General features: G+C 73.6%; 22 protein-coding genes. 11 read left to right on the top strand and 11 right to left on the bottom strand.

Going from position 1 to position 20,648, the window contains the following annotated elements; all coding sequences use genetic code 11:
- Nucleotides 1-236 precede the first annotated feature (236 nt).
- Complete coding sequence (locus ACGFR9_RS26620; protein WP_393212863.1) at nucleotides 237-641, top strand: Zn-ribbon domain-containing OB-fold protein; 405 nt, start codon at nucleotides 237-239, stop codon at nucleotides 639-641.
- 43 nt (nucleotides 642-684) lie between these two features.
- Here ACGFR9_RS26620 and ACGFR9_RS26615 read toward each other — a convergent pair whose 3' ends face one another.
- Genes ACGFR9_RS26615 through ACGFR9_RS26605 form a run of 3 tightly spaced genes read right to left on the bottom strand, consistent with a single transcriptional unit; the run spans nucleotide 685 to nucleotide 2,998 of the window.
- Nucleotides 685-1,065, bottom strand: coding sequence for a PPOX class F420-dependent oxidoreductase (locus ACGFR9_RS26615; protein ID WP_393212861.1), 381 nt, complete (start codon nucleotides 1,063-1,065; stop codon nucleotides 685-687).
- A gap of 9 nt (nucleotides 1,066-1,074) precedes the next feature.
- The gene (locus ACGFR9_RS26610; protein WP_393212859.1) at nucleotides 1,075-1,806 is read right to left on the bottom strand and encodes a class I SAM-dependent methyltransferase; all 732 of its coding nucleotides are present in this window, start codon (nucleotides 1,804-1,806) and stop codon (nucleotides 1,075-1,077) included.
- A complete protein-coding gene (locus ACGFR9_RS26605) occupies nucleotides 1,799-2,998 on the bottom strand; it encodes a MalY/PatB family protein (RefSeq protein WP_393212857.1) in 1,200 nt (399 codons plus the stop codon). Before ACGFR9_RS26605 ends, ACGFR9_RS26610 begins: the two co-directional genes overlap by 8 nt.
- Nucleotides 2,999-3,152: 154 nt before the next feature.
- On the opposite strand from ACGFR9_RS26605, the gene ACGFR9_RS26600 reads away from it, so the two are divergent.
- A complete protein-coding gene (locus tag ACGFR9_RS26600; RefSeq protein ID WP_393212855.1) occupies nucleotides 3,153-4,532 on the top strand; it encodes a S1 family peptidase in 1,380 nt (459 codons plus the stop codon).
- A gap of 125 nt (nucleotides 4,533-4,657) precedes the next feature.
- Here the strand turns inward: ACGFR9_RS26600 and ACGFR9_RS26595 are convergent, their stop codons facing one another.
- The 3 genes from ACGFR9_RS26595 to ACGFR9_RS26585 form a co-directional block, all read right to left on the bottom strand.
- Nucleotides 4,658-4,843, bottom strand: a complete 186-nt coding sequence (locus tag ACGFR9_RS26595) for a hypothetical protein (RefSeq protein WP_393212853.1) — start codon at nucleotides 4,841-4,843, stop codon at nucleotides 4,658-4,660.
- Nucleotides 4,844-4,972: 129 nt separating this feature from the next.
- Complete coding sequence (locus ACGFR9_RS26590; protein WP_393212851.1) at nucleotides 4,973-5,668, bottom strand: L,D-transpeptidase family protein; 696 nt, start codon at nucleotides 5,666-5,668, stop codon at nucleotides 4,973-4,975.
- Nucleotides 5,669-5,815: 147 nt separating this feature from the next.
- Nucleotides 5,816-6,613: an SDR family NAD(P)-dependent oxidoreductase gene (locus tag ACGFR9_RS26585; protein WP_393212849.1), complete on the bottom strand. Its 798-nt coding sequence runs from the start codon at nucleotides 6,611-6,613 to the stop codon at nucleotides 5,816-5,818.
- Nucleotides 6,614-6,909: 296 nt separating this feature from the next.
- Here ACGFR9_RS26585 and ACGFR9_RS26580 point away from each other — a divergent pair, with 296 nt between their 5' ends.
- A complete protein-coding gene (locus ACGFR9_RS26580; RefSeq protein WP_393212847.1) occupies nucleotides 6,910-7,740 on the top strand; it encodes a hypothetical protein in 831 nt (276 codons plus the stop codon).
- A 75-nt stretch (nucleotides 7,741-7,815) separates the two neighbouring features.
- On the top strand, nucleotides 7,816-8,448 hold the full coding sequence (locus ACGFR9_RS26575) for a peptidoglycan-binding protein (RefSeq protein ID WP_393212845.1): 633 nt from the start codon (nucleotides 7,816-7,818) through the stop codon (nucleotides 8,446-8,448).
- A 185-nt stretch (nucleotides 8,449-8,633) separates the two neighbouring features.
- Here the strand turns inward: ACGFR9_RS26575 and ACGFR9_RS26570 are convergent, their stop codons facing one another.
- The 3 genes from ACGFR9_RS26570 to ACGFR9_RS26560 form a co-directional block, all read right to left on the bottom strand.
- Complete coding sequence (locus ACGFR9_RS26570) at nucleotides 8,634-10,952, bottom strand: SpoIIE family protein phosphatase (RefSeq protein WP_393213131.1); 2,319 nt, start codon at nucleotides 10,950-10,952, stop codon at nucleotides 8,634-8,636.
- A 115-nt stretch (nucleotides 10,953-11,067) separates the two neighbouring features.
- A complete protein-coding gene (locus ACGFR9_RS26565) occupies nucleotides 11,068-11,442 on the bottom strand; it encodes a hypothetical protein (protein ID WP_393212843.1) in 375 nt (124 codons plus the stop codon).
- Between the two features lie 490 nt (nucleotides 11,443-11,932).
- On the bottom strand, nucleotides 11,933-12,850 hold the full coding sequence (locus ACGFR9_RS26560; RefSeq protein ID WP_393212841.1) for a MurR/RpiR family transcriptional regulator: 918 nt from the start codon (nucleotides 12,848-12,850) through the stop codon (nucleotides 11,933-11,935).
- A 169-nt stretch (nucleotides 12,851-13,019) separates the two neighbouring features.
- Between ACGFR9_RS26560 and ACGFR9_RS26555 the strand changes: the two genes are divergently transcribed.
- The 3 genes from ACGFR9_RS26555 (at nucleotide 13,020) to ACGFR9_RS26545 (ending at nucleotide 13,942) form a co-directional block, all read left to right on the top strand.
- Entirely contained in the window at nucleotides 13,020-13,199 is a 180-nt protein-coding gene (locus ACGFR9_RS26555; protein ID WP_393212839.1) for a hypothetical protein, read from the top strand.
- A 5-nt stretch (nucleotides 13,200-13,204) separates the two neighbouring features.
- Nucleotides 13,205-13,615 carry a DUF3662 domain-containing protein gene (locus ACGFR9_RS26550; protein ID WP_393212837.1) on the top strand — a complete coding sequence of 137 codons (411 nt, stop codon included), beginning with the start codon at nucleotides 13,205-13,207 and terminating at the stop codon, nucleotides 13,613-13,615.
- 198 nt (nucleotides 13,616-13,813) lie between these two features.
- A complete protein-coding gene (locus ACGFR9_RS26545; protein ID WP_393212835.1) occupies nucleotides 13,814-13,942 on the top strand; it encodes a hypothetical protein in 129 nt (42 codons plus the stop codon).
- A gap of 19 nt (nucleotides 13,943-13,961) precedes the next feature.
- Here ACGFR9_RS26545 and ACGFR9_RS26540 read toward each other — a convergent pair whose 3' ends face one another.
- Together ACGFR9_RS26540 and ACGFR9_RS26535 are read right to left on the bottom strand one after the other, a co-directional pair.
- Nucleotides 13,962-14,456, bottom strand: coding sequence for a GNAT family N-acetyltransferase (locus ACGFR9_RS26540; protein ID WP_393212833.1), 495 nt, complete (start codon nucleotides 14,454-14,456; stop codon nucleotides 13,962-13,964).
- A gap of 16 nt (nucleotides 14,457-14,472) precedes the next feature.
- On the bottom strand, nucleotides 14,473-15,135 hold the full coding sequence (locus ACGFR9_RS26535) for a nucleoside/nucleotide kinase family protein (RefSeq protein WP_393212831.1): 663 nt from the start codon (nucleotides 15,133-15,135) through the stop codon (nucleotides 14,473-14,475).
- 93 nt (nucleotides 15,136-15,228) lie between these two features.
- On the opposite strand from ACGFR9_RS26535, the gene ACGFR9_RS26530 reads away from it, so the two are divergent.
- From ACGFR9_RS26530 to ACGFR9_RS26515, 4 genes are all read left to right on the top strand, one after another.
- Nucleotides 15,229-15,966, top strand: a complete 738-nt coding sequence (locus tag ACGFR9_RS26530; protein ID WP_393212829.1) for a beta-phosphoglucomutase family hydrolase — start codon at nucleotides 15,229-15,231, stop codon at nucleotides 15,964-15,966.
- Nucleotides 15,963-18,317: a glycoside hydrolase family 65 protein gene (locus ACGFR9_RS26525; protein WP_393212827.1), complete on the top strand. Its 2,355-nt coding sequence runs from the start codon at nucleotides 15,963-15,965 to the stop codon at nucleotides 18,315-18,317. Before ACGFR9_RS26530 ends, ACGFR9_RS26525 begins: the two co-directional genes overlap by 4 nt.
- 150 nt (nucleotides 18,318-18,467) lie before the next feature.
- On the top strand, nucleotides 18,468-19,961 hold the full coding sequence (locus tag ACGFR9_RS26520) for a hypothetical protein (protein WP_393212825.1): 1,494 nt from the start codon (nucleotides 18,468-18,470) through the stop codon (nucleotides 19,959-19,961).
- A gap of 72 nt (nucleotides 19,962-20,033) precedes the next feature.
- Nucleotides 20,034-20,507, top strand: coding sequence for a DUF5709 domain-containing protein (locus ACGFR9_RS26515; RefSeq protein ID WP_393212823.1), 474 nt, complete (start codon nucleotides 20,034-20,036; stop codon nucleotides 20,505-20,507).
- Nucleotides 20,508-20,648: the final 141 nt, after the last annotated feature.

Here is a 20,648-nt window from a genome sequence, read left to right as displayed (position 1 = left end):
GAGGCGTTCGCCGCCGGGCGCCGCTGTGGCGGGTGGTGCGAAAGCCGGAGGCCGCGCTGGAGCACGGCTGATCCAGCACGGCCTCCCGCCCCGAATTCGAGGGTACTCAGTGCCTTTACGCGTGGCACTGAGTGCCATACTCTGTGGCTTGTGCCCGGTGGTACGACCCACTGGGCACCCGCGTGTGGGGTGACCGCGCACGCCGGATTCCGGCCGAGTGCAGGGAGTTGACCAGCGTGTACCACCACTCAGGAAGCGTCGCTCAGCAGGCGGCCGGCTCCGTTGCGGGCGTTCTCGACCCGCAGACGGAGGCCATGCTCTTCCAGCGCTGCACCTGGTGCGGCACGGCCACGTACCACCGGCTGCTCTGCCCGGTCTGTCAGGGCAGTGAGCTGCGTACGGAGCGCAGTCAGGGCGTGGGGACGATCCGCCATTCCACGGTGGTGCACCGCAACACCCCGGCGGCCCGCAATGTGTCCCTGATCGAGATGGCCGAGGGCTTCGTGGTGCGGGGCAGGGTGATGGGCCCGCCCATCGGCATCCACGGCGGCGACCGGGTCCGGCTGTCGACGGCCAAGGACCCGGTGCGCGGCGAGCCGGTCTTCCAGCTGGTGGACGAGCCGTTCCGGGCCTGGACCTGACGGTCGCTCGGCCACGGTTCCAGGACGCGAGGTCCGGCCGGGTTCAGAGCGTGATGCGGATACCGACCGTGCCGTCCGGGCCCCGGCGCAGCCGGCTGCCCAGCAGGGTCAGCCGGCCCACGAGGCCGTACTTGCGGGCGAGCAGTTCGCGGTAGCGGGCGGTGGTCGCCGCGTCGCAGATCTCCGCGGTGCCGGGGACCTGCTCGCCGGTCGGGTTGCCGCGCAGGTCGCAGGGGCCGACCAGGACGTCGCCGCGGGCGCGGATGCGCTTCACCTTCCACGAGTCGGTGACGGTCCACACGCCGAGCGCGTCACCGTCGCGCACCACCCACACCGGGGTGGCGACGGGCGTACCGTTCTTGCGGTAGCTGGTGACCAACAGGTACTTCCCGGCACCGAGCCGGTCGGGCAACGCCTCGTCCATGCGGGAAGTCTACGCGTGCGGGCGGCGCGCGACGAAGACGAACTCCCGCCCCGGGCGGTCGGGGGCGTCCCGTACGTCCTCCGTCTCGTAGCCGTGCCGGGCCAGATCCGCCTCGACCTCCTCCCGCTCGCGGAAACGCAGCGTCGAGTCCGAGGTGAGCACCGCCCCGTCCGCGGCGAACACATAGGTCGTACGGAAGGTCACCAGCGGGCCGTCCACCCCGGTGACCCGGTGCCAGCTCTCGACCGGGCCGACGCCGGGGATGTCCGCCGTGTGGTACGACTCCTCCCGCGTCCAGCCCTCCCAGGCCCGCCGGGCCGGATCACGGGTCTCGAACACCAGGCGTCCGCCGGGCCGCAGGGCCGCGTGGGTGCCCCGCAGCGTGCTGTGCCAGCTGTCCGGATCGGCGATGGCCTGGGCGACGTTCGCCGTCATGGTCGCCAGATCGGCCCGCAGCGGCGGCAGCGCCGTGGCGTCGCCCTCGATCCAGCGGACCCGCTCCCCGCCCGGCTTGGCCCTGGCCACGTCGAGGGAGGCCCCGGCGGGTTCGACGCCGATGACCTCGACCCCGCGGCCGGCGAGGAGGAGCGCGAACACGCCCGTCCCGCAGCCGATGTCCAGCACCCGCCGGGCCCGGAACTCCTCCGCCATGGCGAGGTAGGCGCCGAGATCGCTCCGGTCGGGGTCGAGGGGGTCGTAGACCGCGGCGAGCCGCGGATTTCCGAAGCACTCGTCAGCCACGGTCGCCGCCCGCGCGCTCCACGGTGACCGCCATCCGCCGTACGGCCTCCTCGAGCACCTCGGGCGAGGCGGCGAGGTTCAGCCGGGCGTGGCCCGCTCCTCCCGTGCCGAACGGCAGGCCCGAGTTGAGGGCCACCCGGCCGTGGTCGAGGAAGAGCGCGGCGGGGTCGTCGCCGAGGCCGAGGGCGCGGCAGTCCAGCCAGGCGAGACAGGTGGCGTCGCCCGGCCGGTGGCGGACCGCCGGCAGCCGCTCGGCCAGCAGGTCCGCGAGGAGCCGCCGGTTGGTGTCGAGCCCGTCGAGCAGGGCGTCCAGCCACGCGGTGCCGTCGCGCAGGGCGGCGGTGTGGGCGAGGATGCCGACATGGCTCGGCCCGTGGCCGACCTCCTCGGGCATCCGCGCCAGGTCGTCCGCGGCGTCGGCCCCCGCGACGGCGAGGGCCGCCTTGAGCCCGGCCAGGTTCCACGCCTTCGACGCCGACATCAGTGACAGCCCGCGCTCGCCGCCCGGCACGCTCAGGTACGGCACGAACCGGGAGTCTCCCAGGACCAGCGGGGCATGGATCTCGTCGGCGACAACACGTACGCCGTACCGCTCGGCGAGGGCGGCCACGGCGGTCAGCTCGTCGGCGGTGTGCACGGTGCCGGTGGGGTTGTGCGGGCTGCACAGCAGATAGGCGGCCCGCCGCCGGCCGTCCGTCACCCGCCGGAAGGTGTCCTCCAGGACGTCGAGGTCGATCCGCGCGTCCGCGCCGAGCGGAGCCCCGGCCACCTCGCGGTCCAGGTGGCGGACGAAGTCGTAGAAGGGCGGGTACACCGGCGGGTTGACCACCACCGTGTCCCCGTACCCGGTGACCAGCTTCAGCATCTCGACCACGCCCAGCATGACGTCGGGCACGATCGCGGTGCGCTCCACGGCGAACCCGTCCCAGTCCCACCGCTTCCGCGCGAAGGCTGCCAGCGCCTCGGCGTAGGCGGTGCCGGCCGGATAGCCGGTGTCGCCCAGCTCCATGGCCCCGGTGACGGTGCGGACGATCGGTTCGGCCAGGGGTACGTCCATCTCGGCCACCCACAGGGGCAGTACGTCCTCGGGGTGGGTGCGCCACTTCATGCTGGTACGGCGGCGCAGCCGGTCGAGGGTGAGGGTGCGCAGGGGATTCGGTTCACCGGACGGGGCGTGCGGGATCCTGGTCATGATTCCCACGATAGGCGGCCCGCTGCCATGACGCGGAAGGGATCGCGTCCGGTCTGAACGCGGCGGGTTCCGGGCCCGTATGGGTAGAGGACCTCCGACTCGGCGGAGGTCTCCGCGGTGTCCGTACCGCGCGGCTGAGGTTCGGGAGCCATGCATGAGGCACGCACGACGACGGGTCCTCCGGCGAGTGACACGGCTGGCGGCCGTCGGCGGACTCCTCCTGGGGGCCACCATGGTCACCCACGCCGTCGCCAGTGAGCCCCGCGCGCCCGGCGCGCTGCCCTTGTCCAGCACCGAGGAGACGGCGTCGCCCGGACCGGGTGACGAACTGGTGTCCCGGCTCGGCACGTCCCGTACGGCGGGCAGCTGGATCGCCGCCGACGGCGGGACGGTGGTCGCGGTCACCGACGAGAAGGCGGCGGCGGAGGTGCGCGGGGCCGGCGCCGAGCCGAAGATGGTGGACCACAGCATGGACGACCTCAAGTCGGCGACCCGAACGCTGGGTTCGGCGCCACGCGTGCCCGGGACCGCGTGGGCCGTGGACTACCGGACCAACGAGGTGGTGGTCCGGGGCGACCGAACGGTGTCCGCGGACGACTGGTCCGAGCTGACCGAAGTCGCCGACGGCATCGGCGGGTTCGTCCGTATGGAGCGCAGCGAGGGCACGTTCACCACCCGCCTCAACGGGGCCCGGCCCATCCTGTCGACGGCCGGCCGCTGCTCGGCGGGCTTCAACGTCACCGACGGGAAGCGGGAGTTCATCCTCACGGCGGGGCACTGCGGGCCGGACGGCTCGGTGTGGTTCGCCGACGACCAGGCGAAGCAGGAGGTGGGGACGACGGTCGGCGGCAGCTTCCCCGGGGACGACTACTCGCTGATCGAGTACGCGTCCGGCCGGGCGGGCGAGGGCGCCGGTGTGGTGGCCGTCGGCGAGGGCAAGGGCGTACGGATCACGGGGGTGGCGGATCCCACGGTGGGCCAGCGGGTGTTCCGCAGCGGCAGTACGAGCGGACTGCGGGACGGCGAGGTGACGGCGCTCAACGCGACGGTGAACTATCCGGAGGGCACGGTCGGCGGTCTCATCGAGTCGAATGTGTGCGCCGAGCCCGGGGACAGCGGCGGTCCGATGTTCTCCGAGGGGATCGCGCTCGGTGTCACGTCGGGTGGCAGCGGTGACTGCCGGACGGGCGGCACGACGTACTTCCAGCCGGTGACGAAGGCACTGGCCGAGCTCGACGTGCGGCTCATCGTGGCGCCCGCCGCCGACGGCGGTGCGGCGAAACCCTCCCCGGCCCCGTCGGACGCGCAGGGCGCGGTGGCCCCGGACGCCGCCTCGCCGGGGTCGTCGACCTCGGTGAAGGGCATCCTCCCGGACCCGTCGACACTGGTGTCCCGGCTGGCCGACCCGCGCAACGTCGGCCCCGGTCTGCTGGTGTTCGGGGCCAGCCTGGTCGCCCTGGTGGCGTCCCGCTGGATACGGGCCGAGCAGGACCGCAAGGCGTACCGCCGGCACTATTCGGCGACCTGGGGCTGAGCACGTCCCCCGCCGGGTCGGACGGGGGACCGTGATGCCGGGGTCGGTGTGGGAGGGGCACCCGTGGGGACACGGGTGCCCGGGTGTGACGGGTCGGTCGACGAGCCGGGGCGGCGGGACGCCGCTCAGGCGGCTCTGGCCGGCTGCGGGAGGGCCGAGGCCCACTCCTGGACCAGGCGCTGGTACTCCTCGCGCTGTTCGACGCTCAGTGTCCCGCCCGACCGGAGCCACAGGGCCCGGATCTCCTCGTTGACCTCGGCAGCCGATCGCTCGGAGGAGGTTTCAACACTGGTGGACATACCGTGAAGCATACGGCGCCCGGCGTGAAGGCGCCGTGAGTAATCGCACCCCCTTCGGGCATTTCGGACAGTGTCACTGATCACGTCCATCTGCCCAGCAACGTGGGCGAGTTCACACTCGCGGCGCCCTCCCGGCCGGGATCAGGTGCCCGGCTTGCGGCCGTACACGTAGACGTCGTCGCCCTTCTTCAGCAGCGACCAGTACTTCTTGGCCGCGGTCCTGGTCATGTTGACGCAGCCGTGGGAGCCCGGCGGGTTCCACATGCTGACGCCGACCGAGTGGAAGGCCTGGCCGCCGTCGAAGAACTGGCTGTACGGCATCGGCACGTCGTAGATGGTCGAGACGTGGTCGATGTTGCGCCAGTAGACCTTCTTCAGGCCGGTGCGGGTCTCGTACCCGTTGCGTCCCGTGCGCACCGGCACCGGCCCGTAGACCAGCTTCTTGCCGTCCTGGATCCAGCTGAGCTGGAGCGTCAGGTCGACACAGGCGATACGCCCCTTGTTCGTGGGGCATTTGCCCGACTTGTTGGGTTTCTTGCCGACGGCCTTCTGCTTGTTCATCAGGTCCATCACGCCCCAGGTGACGGGGCCGGCGTAGCCGATGTTCGGCGTGATGCCGTGCTTGGTCTGGAAGGCGCGGGTGGCCTTGCAGTCTGCGGAGGACTGCTTCCCGTCGACCGGGCGGCCGAGGAACTTCTCCACCTTCTTCTGGTACGGGCCCGTCGAGGTGGTGCAGCTCGCTGCCTGTGCGGGTGCCGCGCCGAGCGCGAGTGTGAGCGGAGCCACCAGCGCGGTGACCCCGAGAGCGACGGCACTCCGTCTGCGTATGTCCCCCATGACCTCTTTCGCCTTTCGTCGAGGTGAGCGCATGGTCTGCGCACTCTGCCAGGTAGACGGACGACCGGGAAAATCGGTTGTGCGGACCCGGCGGGCCGCGACCGAACGGTGACAATCGGTTCGCGCGTGCCGAAAACGATCACCGGTTCACGGCCGTGTGCCGGCCGTCACCTGCCGGAAGCCGGAGTTCACGGCCGTGATGCCGCCGTCGACGACCAGGGTGGTGCCGGTGATCCAGGCGGCGTCGCGGGAGGCGAGGAAGGTGACGGCGGCCGCGATGTCCTCGGGCTCGCCGACCCGGCCCAGCGGGTAGAGGCGCCGGGCCGCTTCGAGGTCGGCGTCCCGGCCCGCCCAGGCACGGGTGCGGACGGTACCCGGTGCCACGAGGTTGACCCGGACTCCGCGCGGTCCCGCGTGCCCGGCGAGGGTGCGGGTGAGGGAGATCAGACCGGCCTTGGCGGCGCTGTAGGCGTGGTTGCCGAAGTCCTGGAGGCCGTTGACGGAGCCGACGCTCACGATCGCGCCCCGGCCCGAGGCGGCGAGGTGCGGGAGCGCGGCGCGGCAGCAGCGGTGGGCGCCGGTGAGGGTGACGTCGAGGTCGGCGGCCCATTCGTCGTCCGGCTCGTCCTCGAAGCGGGGCGCGTCCGGGGTGCAGTGGGCGGCGTTGTTCACCAGCACGTCGAGCGAGCCGAAGGCGTCCACGGCGTGCGCCACGGCCCCCTCGACCGAGGCCCGGTCGGTCACGTCGCACTCGAAGGGCTCCGCCGTGAGCCCCCGGTCCCGCAGCTCTGACGCCGCCCGCCGTGCCGCGTCGGGGTCGGCGTCGGTCACCAGGACGCGGGCCCCCTCATCGGCGAACCGTGCGGCGGTGGCCGCGCCGATGCCGCGTGCCGCCCCGGTGATGAGAACCCCGTACCCCGCGAACCGTCCCGTGTTTGTTGTCATGGGGTGAAGTCGACCCGATTTCCCTCCTGAAGGAGGGAGATTCCGACCGGCTCGCCACTGTGCCGCCGCGGGGCCCGGGTATCGGGCGGGCTTCCGCGGCTTCGCGTTTCCTCGCGCTGGCACACGATGCGCCTCACCACCAGGCTGAAGCCCGATGCACTGCGCATGAATCCCGGGAGCACCGGGACACCCTGCCTGGCACGCAGTGCGGAGCGTGGCGGAACTCGGTACCGTCTCATGGCTTTCCGGCAGGTCAATCCTATGATCGTGGCACCGTCGTCCCCGAGGAGCCCGTCATGCGGCCCGCCCGTCCCCGCGTCCTGTACGTCACCGACCTCGCCTACCCGGCCCGCGGGCGCCGCTACTGCGACGAGGACATCTTCCTCACCTCCCGGCTGCGCGAGCACCTCGACCTCGCCCTGTGCCATCCCCGGGACGCCGCCGCGCTGATGGACGGTTTCGACGCCGTCATCGTCCGCAACAGCGGTCCCGTACTGGGGTACCAGGACGCGCACGACGCCTTCCGCGAGCGCGCCACCGCGACCGGCAAGCCGGTCTACAACCCGCTCACCGGCCGGGGCGACATGGCCGGCAAGCGGTACCTGCTCGACCTGACCACCGCCGGCCGCCCGGTGATCCCCACCGTCGGCCGGCCGGCGGATCTGCGCCTCCTGCCCGACGCCGAGCGGTACGTGGTGAAACCCGTACTCGGCGCCGACTCCATGGGGCTGCGCGTCGTCCCCGCCGACGAGATGTCCGCCGTCGCCGACGGCGACGTACTCGTGCAGCCGTACATCGACTTCTCCTACGAGGTCTCCTTCTACTTCGTCGACCACGACTTCCAGTACGCCCTCCACGCCCCGCACCCCGAGCGGCGCTGGCAGCTCGTGCCGTACGAACCCACCCCGGACGACCTGGACTTCGCTCGAGGCTTCATCGAGTGGAACACCCTCGCCCACGGCATCCAGCGCGTCGACGCCTGCCGTGCGCCGGACGGCGCACTGCTGCTGGTCGAACTGGAGGACCTCAACCCCTATCTGTCCCTCGACGCCCTCGACGACCGGGCCCGCGAGGCGTTCCTCTCCGCCCTGACCGCGTCCCTGCACCGCTTCCTGCACACCGGCTGAACCTCCGGCCCCTGTGTCACGTATCTCTCTGCGCAGACGGCTCAACTCCCCCGCGCGCAACGGAAGGAGAGCGACGTGACGACACCGTCCGAACCGGGGCGGCCGGACGACGGGCCACCCCTCGAACCCGTCCGCGTCCTGCGTCCGCGCCGCACCGACGCACTCGCGGAACTGTTCCGGGAGTTCGAGCAGGACGGCCGGGGCGGATACGAGTCCGTGCCGCTGCCCCCGCCACCGCCGCGCGGCTCCGAGGACCTGACACAGGAACTGCCGCCCGTACCGGCCGCCCGCCCCCGCCCCTCCGTACGCCGCCGCGCCGCCATCGCCCTCGCGGTGGCCGCCGCGGCGGTGGCCGGATTCGGCGGAGCCCTCCTGCTGATGGAACGGAACGCCGGCGACCGCGCGGCACCCGTCCCGCCTCCGTCCACGAGCACCGTCACCACCACCCCGCCGGCCGCCGCCCCCGCCGAACCGGGCTTCCTGAGCGAGGGCGACACGGGCCCCGAGGTGACCGAACTCCAGGAGCGTCTGCTGCGCGTCCCCGACGTCTACCGGTCCGGTGCCACCGACGGCCGCTACGACGCCACCCTCTCGGCCGCCGTCGCCCGCTTCCAGCTCTGGTACGGCATCCGCGGTGACGAGACCGGCGTCTACGGCGACGACACCCGCCTCGCCCTGGAATCCCGCACCGGAGAGCCCGCCGGCTGACCGGTGACGGAGGTGGTCACGGCACCCGGTTCCCCGTCGGCCGCGGCCGTCCCGCCGTTCCTCCGGGCTGACCGGTGACCACGGGGCCGCGTCGGCACGCGGACGCCCCGGCGGGCCCGGTGCCCACCGCGGCCCCGGCACGCGGGTGTCCCCCAGGGGACGCGTGTCCTGGTGAGCCCGGTGGACTACCGCTGCCCCGGCACCCGGATGTCCAGTAGGCACACGTCGTCGCGGCGTTCGCCCTCCAGCATCGTCTCCAGCAGCCGGCCCAGGAATCCGTTCCCGTCACCGGGGTGCGCCGCCACCGCCGCGGCGAGCCGTGCCAGGCCCACGTCGATGTTCTCCGGCGGACGTTCCACGAGACCGTCCGTGTACAGCAGCACCCGGTCGCCCGGTTCGAGACGGCACTCGGCCTCTTCGAAGTGCGGCGACGCGGCCCCGCCGAGCAGCATGCCGCGGGGCCGGCGCAGATACGTCACCTCGCCGTCGCGCAGCAGCAGCGGCGGGAGGTGTCCCGCCTGCGCCCACACCAGGCGCCGCCGCGCGGGCTCGTAGCGGGCCAGCACCATGGTCGCGGTGCCGTGGCTGTCCCGGGAGTGCAGCAGCAAGGTGTTGAGCCGGGCGAGCGCGCCGGTCAGCGAGGAGCCGGTGATGACCATGCCCTTGGCGGTGAACCGCAGCTGGGCCATGGTGGCGACGGCGCCCACCCCGTGCCCCGCGACATCCCCGACGACGAACAGGGCGTCGCCGTCGGGGAGTTCTATGGCGCTGAACCAGTCGCCGCCGACGTGTATGCCGGCCTGGGCGGGAAGATAGGCGACCTCGACGCGCAGCCCGGCCAGATCCACCGCCCGCTGGGGCAGCGGCAGCAGCGCGTTCTGCAGCCGGGCGAGCAGGGTCCGCTCGGCCTGGAGCACGTCGTGCTGGGTGAGGATGGCCCGCTCGGACTCCACCAGGGCGAGTTCGGCCCGCCGTCGCGCGGTCAGGTCCTGGAGGAAGCCGTGCACCTCGACGGGCGTGCCGTGCAGCTCGGCGGCCAGCCGCAGATGCCGGACACCGCGCGTGCCGCGCACCCGGAACGGGGCGTCCAGCGGCACCCCGTCGTGGAGCAGGGCGTCGACGGCCCGGCTCAGCGCGGGCCGGTCCTCGGGCACCGCGAGTCCGGGAAGGCCGGTGAGCCCGACCGGCCCGTCGGCGGGGTCCCGGCCGAGGATCGCGAAGACCTGGGGCGACCAGGACGCCTCGTGGCCGGCCGGGTTCCAGTTGGCCCAGCCGAGATCGCCCAGTCGCTGCAGATCGGCGAGCCGCTGTTCCTGCCGGTCGAAGGAGGGGTGCCGGACCCAGACGAGGACCAGCGAGTTTCGCAGCCGGGTCACCCGTACGACGTAGGTGGTGGCCGGCTCGGTGACGCCGTCCACCATCTCCTGGAGGCCGAACGGCTCGCTCTCGTACGGTTCCCCGCCGGCCAGGGCGGCCAGACACCCCCGCCACACGGGGGTGTCCGCGAGGTCGGGCCGTAGCTCGCGCAGCCGCCGCCCGGCCGGGTCGCCCCCGATGCCGCCCAGGACGTCGGCCCCCGGCGCCGTCACGGCGTCGACCCGGAAGTCCTCGGTCGCGCCGGCCGGGCCGCGGACCGGGGTCAGCAGCATCGCCGGCACCGGCAGCGCGGCGAACAGCGCCCGCAGGGTGTCCGGGAGCGTCCCGGCGGCCGGCTCCGGCGGGGCGGTGAAGCCGCACCGCCGCTCCGCGCACAGCCGGACGGCCTCGCGCAGCCGGTCGCGCTCGCGCGGGGTGAAGGGGCCGGGGCGGCCGCGCAGCACACCGACGCGGATGTCGGGGCCGTCGCCGCCGGGCAGTGGCAGCCAGGCGTGGGACCACCCGTGCCCGGGCGGCTCCCCGATCGGCGGACAGCGCGTGCCGTCCTCGGCGAGGTCCTCCGGCCGGCGCGGTTCACCGGCGGCGGGGGCGTCGGGCACCTCGGCCCCGTCGAACGGCGGCACTTGGCGCCACCGGGCGGCGAGCCGGGCGTCGATCCCGGCGTGCCCGAGCAGTTCCAGGTTGCCGTCGTCCCGCCGGGCGTAGATCATCACCGAGTCCGCGGCCAGCTCCGGTCCGAGGTGGGCCAGCAGGCAGCGGGCCAGCTCCTGGGGCGAACGGCTCTGCGCGAGGGCCGGGGCGGGCCGGCTCGGGGCGTCGGGAAGCGTGGGCTCCGCAGGGGAATCGGCGGTGGTGTCCCCGGAGTCCCCCTCGCCCAGGGTGATACGGCATTGCTCGAGCAGGGTGCGGCGGCCCGCCTCGGCGCGCCGGAGCAGTTCCTCGCCGGCGGTGTCCGCGGAGCCGCCGGTCCGCGCCATCACGACGCCCTTGGCACGCTCCACGACGGCCGCCGTCGCGGCCTGCTCACGCAACCGGTCCAGCTCGGCACGCTGCCGGGCGACGATACCGGCGAGTTCCACCAGGTCCGGCGCGGCTCCGGACCCCACCGGGGCGACGGGCTCCCTCATCACGCCCTGAGCATCGCACACCTCCCGCGGTTCGTTGACCGGCTGGTTCGTACGATCGCGGTGAGCGGCCGTGGCCGGGGGAGGGGTGCCTGGCCCGCTCGGCGGGGGGTGGCGGTCAGCGGCCGGACCCGGCCAGCGCCAGGGCGACCGCCCGTACGCTGCGGGCGATGTGCTGGAGCTGCGCGATCTCGGCCGCGTACAGCTTGATCGTGTGCTCGATGACCGTCTCGTGCAGTCCGGCCCGGGGCAGATCGGCGCGGGCGGTCTGCAGGGCGGTGCGGGCCACCCGGATCTCGTGCTCGACCTGGATCTGGGCGTGCCGGGCCAGCAGGACGGGATGCCGGATGAACGCCGGGTAGCCGGCGTAGCGCGCGGGAACCAGTTCGCGCAGCCACTTGGCGGCCGAGCGTTCCCAGTCGTAGCTGCCGGGGGTCTTCACCTGGCAGGGCCAGTCGGGGCCGAGGCGCGTGGTCGTCAGGGGCATGATCATCGCTCCGGGTGTACGGCGTCGCAGGGGTGGACGACGGTGTGGGGCGGGCCCCGCCGCGGGGGGGGGCGGGGGGGCCCCGGGGGGGGCGGGGGGGGCCCCCCCCCCGGCCCCCCACCCCCCCCGGGGGGGGGGGGGGCCCCCGCCCGCGGGGGGGGGGGGAGCCCCGGGGGGCCGGGGCGGGTGTGGCCGGGGTTTTTGAATTGGCCGGGGGGTGCCGGGCGCGGGGGGGGGGGGGGGGGGGGGGGGCGCCCCGGGGGGGGGGCGCGGGGCGGCCCGCCACGGGGTGGCCGGGCTGGAACGCCCGGCCGGAACACCCTCGCCGCCGGTGCGGGTAGGAGCCGACGGCCGCGGGTGCTCGTGGACGCCCGGTGCTGAGCGGCCGGGCTGTGATCCGTGAGCAGTATTTATATATGCCGTCTGCTTTTCAAGACGTATGAAAACATTCATGCGCGCTTCAAAGGGCGGAACGGCAACCGGCCCCGGACGGGGGTCAGTCCCGGAGGAAGAAGTGGTGCTCGTCGGCGACGTGCTCGTACTCGTCGAGCCGGGCCTGCGTACGCTCCGGGTCGGCGTCCGTCATGGCCTGCAGCAGCGCCGCGCACATCACGCCGGGAGCGGCGTAGGAGTCGAACACCAGCCGCGATCCGGTGCCGGTGGCGAAGGTGACGTCGGCCTCGTCCGCGAGCGGGCCCAGCGCCAGATCGGTGATCAGTGCGACCTTCAGCCCGGCACTGCGGGCGACCCGCACCGCCGTGAGGGTCTCCTGGGCGTGCCGGGGCATGGAGAACGCCAGCACCCAGGTGCCGCCCGCCTCCCGTGACTGCAGCAGTGCGTCGTAGGCGACGCTGCCGCCCAGTGTCACGAGCCGCACGTCCGGGTGGACGCGACGCGCGGCGTAGGCGAAGTACTCGGCCAGCGAGACGGAGATGCGCAGACCGAGGACGGTGAGCGGAGTGGACGCGGCCAGCCGGCGGCCGACCTCGATGAACCGGTCGGCGTCGGCGAAGTCCCGCCGCAGGTTCTCCAGATTCTCGATCTCGGCGTCGACCGCCGCCTGCAGTTCGTTGCCCCGGTCCTCCTCGGCGTCGCCGGCGGAGCGGGCGCCGAGCGTGATCGACTGCAGCCGCTCCCGCAGCGCCGGGTAACCGCTGAAGCCCACCGCCGAGGCGAACCGGGTCACCGAGGGCTGACTCACCCCGACCCGGTCCGCGAGATCCGTGATCGACAGGAACGCCGCCTCGGCGATGTGCTCGATCAGATACTGGGCGATGCGGCGCTGCCCGGGGGAGAGCCGGGGCCGGTCGAACAGCGTGCGGAGCTGGGCCGTCGGAGACACCTCCGGATCCCGGCCCGTCTTCCCCGAGGTGATGGTGGATGCCTGTGCGCGTGCCTGCTGCGGCGATCGCACCGGTGTGCCTCCTTCGTCTCCCACGAGGATTCAACATAGCCCACCCGCCCCGGTGGCCGGTCCGCTCCGCGGAGCACACCGCATCGCATCGGCGGGGATATACGCGCCGTCGGCGGGCACCCGTCGTACCGGCGAACACGAACCCATGACACACCAGGAGCCACCGGACATGACCGTCCCCGAGGAGAACCGGCCGAAGACCCGCGACACCGACCGCGTCGTGGAGCGGCACGACGACAGCGAGGCCCGCGCCCGCGGCGGCACCGGCCGCACCCTGCGCGAGGCGCTGGAGGAAGTGGAGATCAAGCCCGACGACTTCGAGGAACGCCGGACCGAATCGGACAGGTGACACATATGAGCGCCCTGAGCGCGCTGGAAGACGCTTTGGAGAACCGGTGGGAAGCGCTGCGGGCACGGCTGTTCGACCGGGAACCGGTCGAACTCGTCGACGCCCTGCGCCGCGAGTGCGACAGCCACGCCGTGGTGTGCGGGGCCGGCCGGGTCATGGTCCCCAACGCCTACGACGTCGAACTCGCCGGTCCGGTGCACGACGAACTGTCGCGCCACGGCGGCGGGGTGGGGCAGGCCCTCACCGACCGCCTCGTCCGGCACGCCGCACGCCACGGCTACGAATGGGCGGGCCCGCTCGCGGTCCACGTCCGCCGCTCCGCCGAAGTCCCGGGCGGCCGCTACCGCGTGGCGAGCACCGTCATGCCGCACGTCAGCGCGGACGCCTTCCAGCGCGCGGGGGAGCAGACCCGGTAGCCCACGACACCGGCCGCCGCTGAGGGAGCCGCGGACGATCACGCAGACGTGTCGCAGCGCCGGCATGGTGAACACGCCCGCAGCATCGGGCAGTTCGCGGGCAGAGACGCGGGCGGGCCCGGAACACCGGACGCTGCCGACCCGTTCAGCGGATGTCGCCGCAACGCGCCCTGACCGCCCTCGACTTCGGTATCAGGGATGCGAGTGGGAGTCCGCCGCACGGCGTCGGTCACCGTCGCCACCGCCAACTGCCGCGGCGGTCCCGCGATCACGCTCACCGCAGTCCGTGACCCCGTCGGCCGGACCGACGTACGCCCGCCGTCGTGAGGTCCGTCGCCGACACCCCTCAGTCCACCGCGGGAACCGCCCGTGCGGCGAGTTCCTCCAGCGGGGCGCCCGTCAGCCGGCACACCGTCCACTCCCTCAGCGGCTCCGCGCCGAGCGACTCGTAGAACGCGATCGCCGGCGCGTTCCAGTCCAGCACGACCCACTCGAAGCGCTCGAACCCCCGCTCCCGGCAGATCGCCGCGAGCCCGGCCAGCAGCGCCCTGCCGTGGCCGGCGCCCCGGGTGCCCGGGCGGACGTAGAGGTCCTCCAGATGCATCCCCCGCGTGCCGGTCCAGGTCGAGAAGCGCGGAAACCACAGCGCGAACCCCACGACGCCGCCGGTGCCGTCGTCCTCGGCGATCAGCACGGAGGCGGCGGGATCCTCGCCGAACAGCGCCGCCCGCAACTGCCCCTCGGTGGCGCGGGCCTGGCCGGCGGCCTTCTCGTAGGCGGCGAGTTCACGGATCATCGCGTGGATCTCGGGGACGTCGTGCACGGTGGCTTCTCTGATCACGGTACGAGAGCCTGCGTCACCGGGCCGCACCCCGTCCACCCCGTCCCGGGGACCGGACCACCAGATCGGCCCGCTCCCGCGTCGACGCGACCAGCCCGGCGTTGCGCTGATCACTGCGCTCGACCCAGGACACCGCCTCCGCACGGCTCTTGCCGAACTCCATGTGCCGGGCGATCAGCCGCCGCAGCCGTTCCTCCTCGTCCAGCTCGCAGAACCACACCTCGTCGAGCTGCGGCCGCACCCGCGCCCAGGCGCCGGACTCCAGCAGCAGGTAGTTGCCCTCCGTCACCACCAGCCGGGCCGACGGCGGCACCGGCAGCGCGCCCGCGACCGGCTGCTCCAGCGTCCGCTCGAAACCCGGGGCGTACACGACGTCGTCGTACGCCTCCTCGCGAAGCCGCCGCAGCAGTGCCGCGTAGCCGGCCGCGTCGAAGGTGTCCGGGGCGCCCTTGCGGTTTCGGCGGCCGAGCCGGTCCAGTTCGGCGTCGGCGAGGTGGAAACCGTCCATCGGGACGTGCGCGACCCACGGCCGGCCGCCGCCGTTCAGCTCCCGCACCAGTCGCTCCGCAAGCGTCGACTTGCCCGCGCCCGGACTGCCGGCGATACCGAGGATCGCGCGCCGGCCGCCTCGTGGGAGGGCACGGGCACGCCGGAGAAGCTCGTCGAAGGAGGGCGCCACAGGGGAGAGTGTGTCACCTGGGAAGCGGGCGTCCTGCCGCCATGTGGCCCGCGCCACCCACTGATCCGCACCGTACGGGGAACGGTGTCCCCTATGACGGATCTGGGTCTGCCCGATGACATCCTCGCCTGCCTCTTCGACCTCGACGGGGTCGTGACGAAGACGGCCGTCGTCCACGCGGCCGCCTGGAAGGAGATGTTCGACGACTTCCTCCGCGAACGGGACGGCGACGCCTTCCGGCCCTTCGGCGACGCCGACTACGGCGAGTACGTCGACGGCCGCCCCCGCGCCGACGGCGTCCGCACCTTCCTCGCCTCCCGCGACATCCGGCTGCCCGAGGGCGGCCCCGGCGACCCGCCCGACGCCCGCACCGTGCACGGCCTCGGCAACCGCAAGAACGAACTGCTGCTCGCCAGGATCCGTACCGACGGCGTGGCGGCCTACGACGGCACCCTGCGCTATCTGACGGCGGTCCGCGCCCGCGGACTGCGCACCGCGATCGTGTCCTCCAGCGCCAACTGCCGTGACGTCCTGCGCTCCATCGACGCCGAGGACCTCTTCGACGTACGGATCGACGGCGTGGTCGCCGCCGAACGCGGGCTGCCCGGGAAGCCGGAGCCCGACACCTTCCTCGCCGCCGCGGCCGACCTCGGCGTCGAACCGTCCCGGGCCGCCGTGTTCGAGGACGCGCTGGCCGGCATGGACGCGGGCCGCGCGGGGCACTTCGGATACGTCGTCGGTGTGGACCGGGTGGGACAGACCGGCGCCCTGTACGCACACGGCGCCGACCGGGTCGTGACGGACCTGGCCGAACTCGGGGGAGCGAAGTGATCACACAGCGGGCGTACGCCGTCGAACCGTGGACCGTGCGCGAACACAGCCTGGACCTGGACGTCCTGGCCCAGAGCGAGTCGGTGTTCGCGCTGTCCAACGGCCATGTCGGCTGGCGCGGAAACCTCGACGAGGGCGAACCCCACGGCCTGCCCGGCGCCTACCTCAACGGCGTCCACGAACTGCACCCGCTGCCCTACGCCGAGGCCGGCTACGGCTACCCGGAGTCGGGCCAGACCGTCATCAACGTCACCAACGGCAAGGTGATCCGGCTGCTCGTCGACGACGAACCGTTCGACCTGCGCTACGGACGCCTCGTCAGCCACGAACGGACCCTCGACCTGCGCCGGGGCGTCCTCGAGCGAGTGTGTGAGTGGACCTCCCCGGCCGGGTCCACGGTCCGGGTGCGCTCCACCCGGCTGGTCTCCCTCACCCAGCGGGCCGTCGCCGCCGTCGCCTACGAGGTCGAGCCCGTGGACGCCCGTACGCGTGTGGTCGTGCAGTCCGAACTCGTCACCAACGAGAGCCTGCCGGGCCCCGACGGCGACCCGCGCGCCGCCCGCGCCCTCAAGTCCCCGCTGGAGGCCGAGGAGGACCTCGCCAAGGACCACCGGCTGCGTTTGGTGCACCGCACCCGCCGCAGCGGTCTGCGGGTCGCGGTCGCCGCCGACCACGTCATCGACGGCCCCGAGAGCACCACCACCGGCACCGAGAGCAACGTCGACATGGCCAGGCTCACCATCACCTCCGTCCTGGAGCCGGGACAGCGGCTGCGCGTGGAGAAACTCGTCGCCCACGGCTGGTCCGGCGCCCGCTCCCGGCCCGCGATGAGCGACCAGGTGGAGGCGGCACTGGCCGCCGCCGCGCACAGCGGCTGGCAGGGCCTCCTCGACGAACAGCGTGCCCACCTCGACGACTTCTGGGCCCGCGCCGACGTCGAGGTCGACGGCGACGAGGAGATCCAGCAGGCTGTCCGCTTCGCCCTCTTCCACGTCCTCCAGGCCGGGGCCCGCGCCGAACGGCGCGCGATACCCGCCAAGGGACTGACCGGTTCCGGCTACGACGGTCACGCCTTCTGGGACACCGAGGTGTTCGTCCTGCCCCTGCTGATCTGCACCGCGCCGGACGCCGCCGCCGAGGCCCTGCGCTGGCGGCAGACCACCCTGCCCGTCGCCCGCGAACGCGCCACCCAACTCGGCCTGCGAGGCGCCGCGTTCCCCTGGCGCACCATCGAGGGTTCTGAGGGCTCCGCCTACTGGCCGGCCGGCACCGCCGCCTTCCACGTCAACGCCGACATCGCCGACGCCGTGGTGCGCTACGTCCAGGCGACCGGAGACGAGCGCTTCGAACACGACACCGGCGTGGAACTGCTGGTGGAGACCGCCCGCCTCTGGCGCTCCCTCGGCCACCACGACGACCGGGGCGTCTTCCACCTCGACGGGGTCACCGGACCCGACGAGTACAGCGCCGTCGCCGACGACAACACGTACACCAACCTCATGGCCCGGGCGAACCTGCTGGCCGCCGCCGACGCCTGCAAACGCCACCCCGACCGGGCGGCGGACCTCGGCGTCGACGAGGAGGAGAGCGCCGGCTGGCGGGACGCCGCCGAAGCCGTGCACCTGCCCTACAACGACGAACTCGGTGTGCACGAACAGCACGCCGGCTTCACCCGCTACCAGCGCTGGGACTTCGCCGGCACCCGCGCCGACCAGTACCCGCTGATGCTGCACTTCCCCTACTTCGACCTCTACCGCAAACAGGTGATCAAACAGGCGGACCTGGTGCTGGCGATGCACACCTGCGCCGGTTACTTCGAGGAGGTCTTCGGCGAGGAGCAGATCGCCCGCAACTTCGCCTACTACGAGCCGCTGACCGTACGGGACTCCTCCTTGTCGGCCTGCGTCCAGGCGGTCCTCGCCGCCCGCACCGGCCACCTCGACCTCGCCCACGCCTACACCGCCGAGGCCGCCCTGATGGACCTCGCCGACCTGGAGCACAACACCCGCGACGGACTCCACATCGCCTCCCTGGCCGGTACCTGGACCGCCCTGGTCGCCGGGTTCGGCGGCATGCGCTGGGACGACGGCGGCCTCCGCTTCACCCCCCGGCTGCCGCCGCGGCTGCGCCGCCTCGCCTTCACCCTGCGGTTCCTCGGCCGGTGCCTGCGCGTGGAGGTCACCGCGGACCGGACCACGTACACGCTCCGCTCCGGACCGCCGCTGACCATCCGTCACCACGGCGACGAACTGACCGTGCGGGAGGACGCCCCCGCCGAACGCCCCGTTCCGCCGCTCGGGCCGCGGCCGGCCCCCGAGCAGCCACCGCGCCGCCGCCCGCACCCACGCTGACCTGGACGGTGGCCCGCTCCCGCCCTGCGGCCCCGGCGCACGCGGGTTAGTTTGTCGGTGATCTCCGGAACGCCGATTTCCTGGAACCCGTCCTCCACTGCACAGGACCCGTGGACCCAGGGCCCCTGAGGGCGGAGTGAGGGACGGACGATGACCGACGGCACCGGTGCACTGCTCACCCGGACGCGGCGGCGCGTGCGGCGGCCGGGGCCGGGCCACCCACCGCGCGGCGACGCCCGCCCGCTCGCGGTGCTCGCCGCCGTCTTCGCACTCGCCCAACTCGCCCTGGTCCGTCCCGGGCTGGGCCTGGGCTGGGACGAGATCGTCTACACCAGCCAGGTCACCTCCCACCACCCGGCCGCCTTCTTCAGCGCACCCCGCTCCCGGGGCGTGTCCCTGCTGGTGGCGCCCGTCGCCTCCTGGTCCGATTCCACCGTCCTGCTCCGCGTCCACCTGGCCGTCCTCTCCGGCCTCGGTCTCTTCCTGGCCCTGCGTGCCTGGCGCGGTCTGTTCCCCACCCGCGTCCTGGTCACCGCCGGCGCCTTCTTCGCCTCCCTGTGGGTGACGCTCTTCTACGGCCCCCAGGCCATGCCCAACTACTGGGTCGCCGTCGGCGCGCTGACCGCCGTCGGCTGCTTCCTGCGCCACCGCGCGGACCCCGCGTCCGGCGGACCGCTGTGGGGAGTGGTGGCCGGGGCCGCGCTGATGGCGTGGATGCGGCCCACCGACGCCGTCTGGGTGACCGTCCCCCTGCTGGCCCTCACCCTCGCCGGCCGGCACTGGCGGGCCCTCCTGGCCCTCACCGGCGGTCTGCTGGCGGGCGCGGTCCCCTGGGTGATCGAGGCGTACACCGCCTTCGGCGGATTGGGGGAGCGGTTGGAGGAGGCCTCCCGCATCCAGGGCGGCCTGGGCTGGCACATCGCCGTCGACGACCAGTTGCGCAGCCTCGGCGGACGCGCCCTGTGCCGCCCGTGCACCGGATCGATGCCCCACCCGGTGATCACCCTGTGGTGGTTCGCCCTGCCGCTGCTCGCCGTCCTCGCCCTGGCCGTCGCCGTGCGGGCCCGCCGTACCCTGCGCACCCTGCTGCCGCTGGCCTGCGCCACGACCGCCGCACTGCCGTACCTCTTCCTGATCGCCTACGCGGCACCCCGCTTTCTCCAGCCCGCCTACGCGCTGCTCGCGATCCCCGTCGCGGACGCGCTGTGGCACCTGGTCACGGCACCGCGCGGAAGGTGGCGGCCGGCGGTCAGGGCCCTGGCCGTACTCGCACTGGCCGGGCATCTGACGGCGCAGCTGACTGTCCTCGTGTACACCGTGGACCGCACCGCCGACAGCCGCCGTGACTGGGCCGGCACGGCCGCCGCCCTGCACCGGCTCGGCGTCCGCCCGCCCTGCCTGGTCACCGGCTTCGAGGCGATTCCCATCGGCTACTACACCGGCTGCTCCTCCGGCGCGATCGCGGGGAACAACGAGAGCACCACGGCCGGCGAGATCCTGCGCACCGCGGACCGCGTCCCGGTCGCCGCCCTCACCGGCCCGGACGGCACCCCGCCCGGGTACGCCCGGTCCTGGCCCGTCCACCGGATCGGCGAGCTCGAGGCCCGTATCGCCCCGGCGCCAGGACCCGGAGCACGAGGTTAGAGATCGCGTGACGGGAAACGCGGACCTGACACCGGACGAACGAGCCGACGCAGCGTGACAGGGAGGCAGCCCATGGGCACCGAACCGATGGGGGACGACGCGTACCAGCCCACCGGGAACAACGAGGAGCAGGCGGACGCCGCACCCCTCGACATGGAGGACGCGCTCGGCGAGCGGACCTACGACGAGACCCTCGACGAGGGATACTCCCCGCCGGAGAAGCCGCTCGGGGTGACCAAGTACGGCACCACGGCCGGTGAGCAGCACGAGGGCGAGAGCCTCGACCAGCGGCTCGCCCAGGAGGTGCCAGACGCGGCCGAGCCGGCCGGGGACACGGTGGGCGACCTGCCCGGCGGTGAGGGCGAGCCGGTGGACCCGGAGGCCGGCGCCGGCCGCGCCGGACGGCTGGTCGCCCCCGACGAGGGCGCCCGCGCCGACACCACGAAGGAGACCGTCGCCGAGGACGTCGGCGTCGACGGCGGGGCGGCCGGCGCGGAGGAGGCCGCGATGCACGTCGTCGAGGACGGGGACCGCGACGGAACCTGACCGTACGGGCCGGAGAACGGCGCCGCCCGGGGGGGGGGGGGGGGGCCCGGCGCCCCCCGGGGGGGGGGCGGGGCGCGTCTACCGGTAGCAGCGTGTAGTGGCGGGGGGGCGGGGACGGACCCGCGAGCACCCGCGCCGCCC

The organism is Streptomyces sp. NPDC048584 (assembly GCF_043199595.1).
Lineage (GTDB): Bacteria > Actinomycetota > Actinomycetes > Streptomycetales > Streptomycetaceae > Streptomyces > Streptomyces edwardsiae.
Note: the sequence above shows the minus strand (reverse complement) of the source record. Positions and strands in the feature narration are given on the sequence as shown.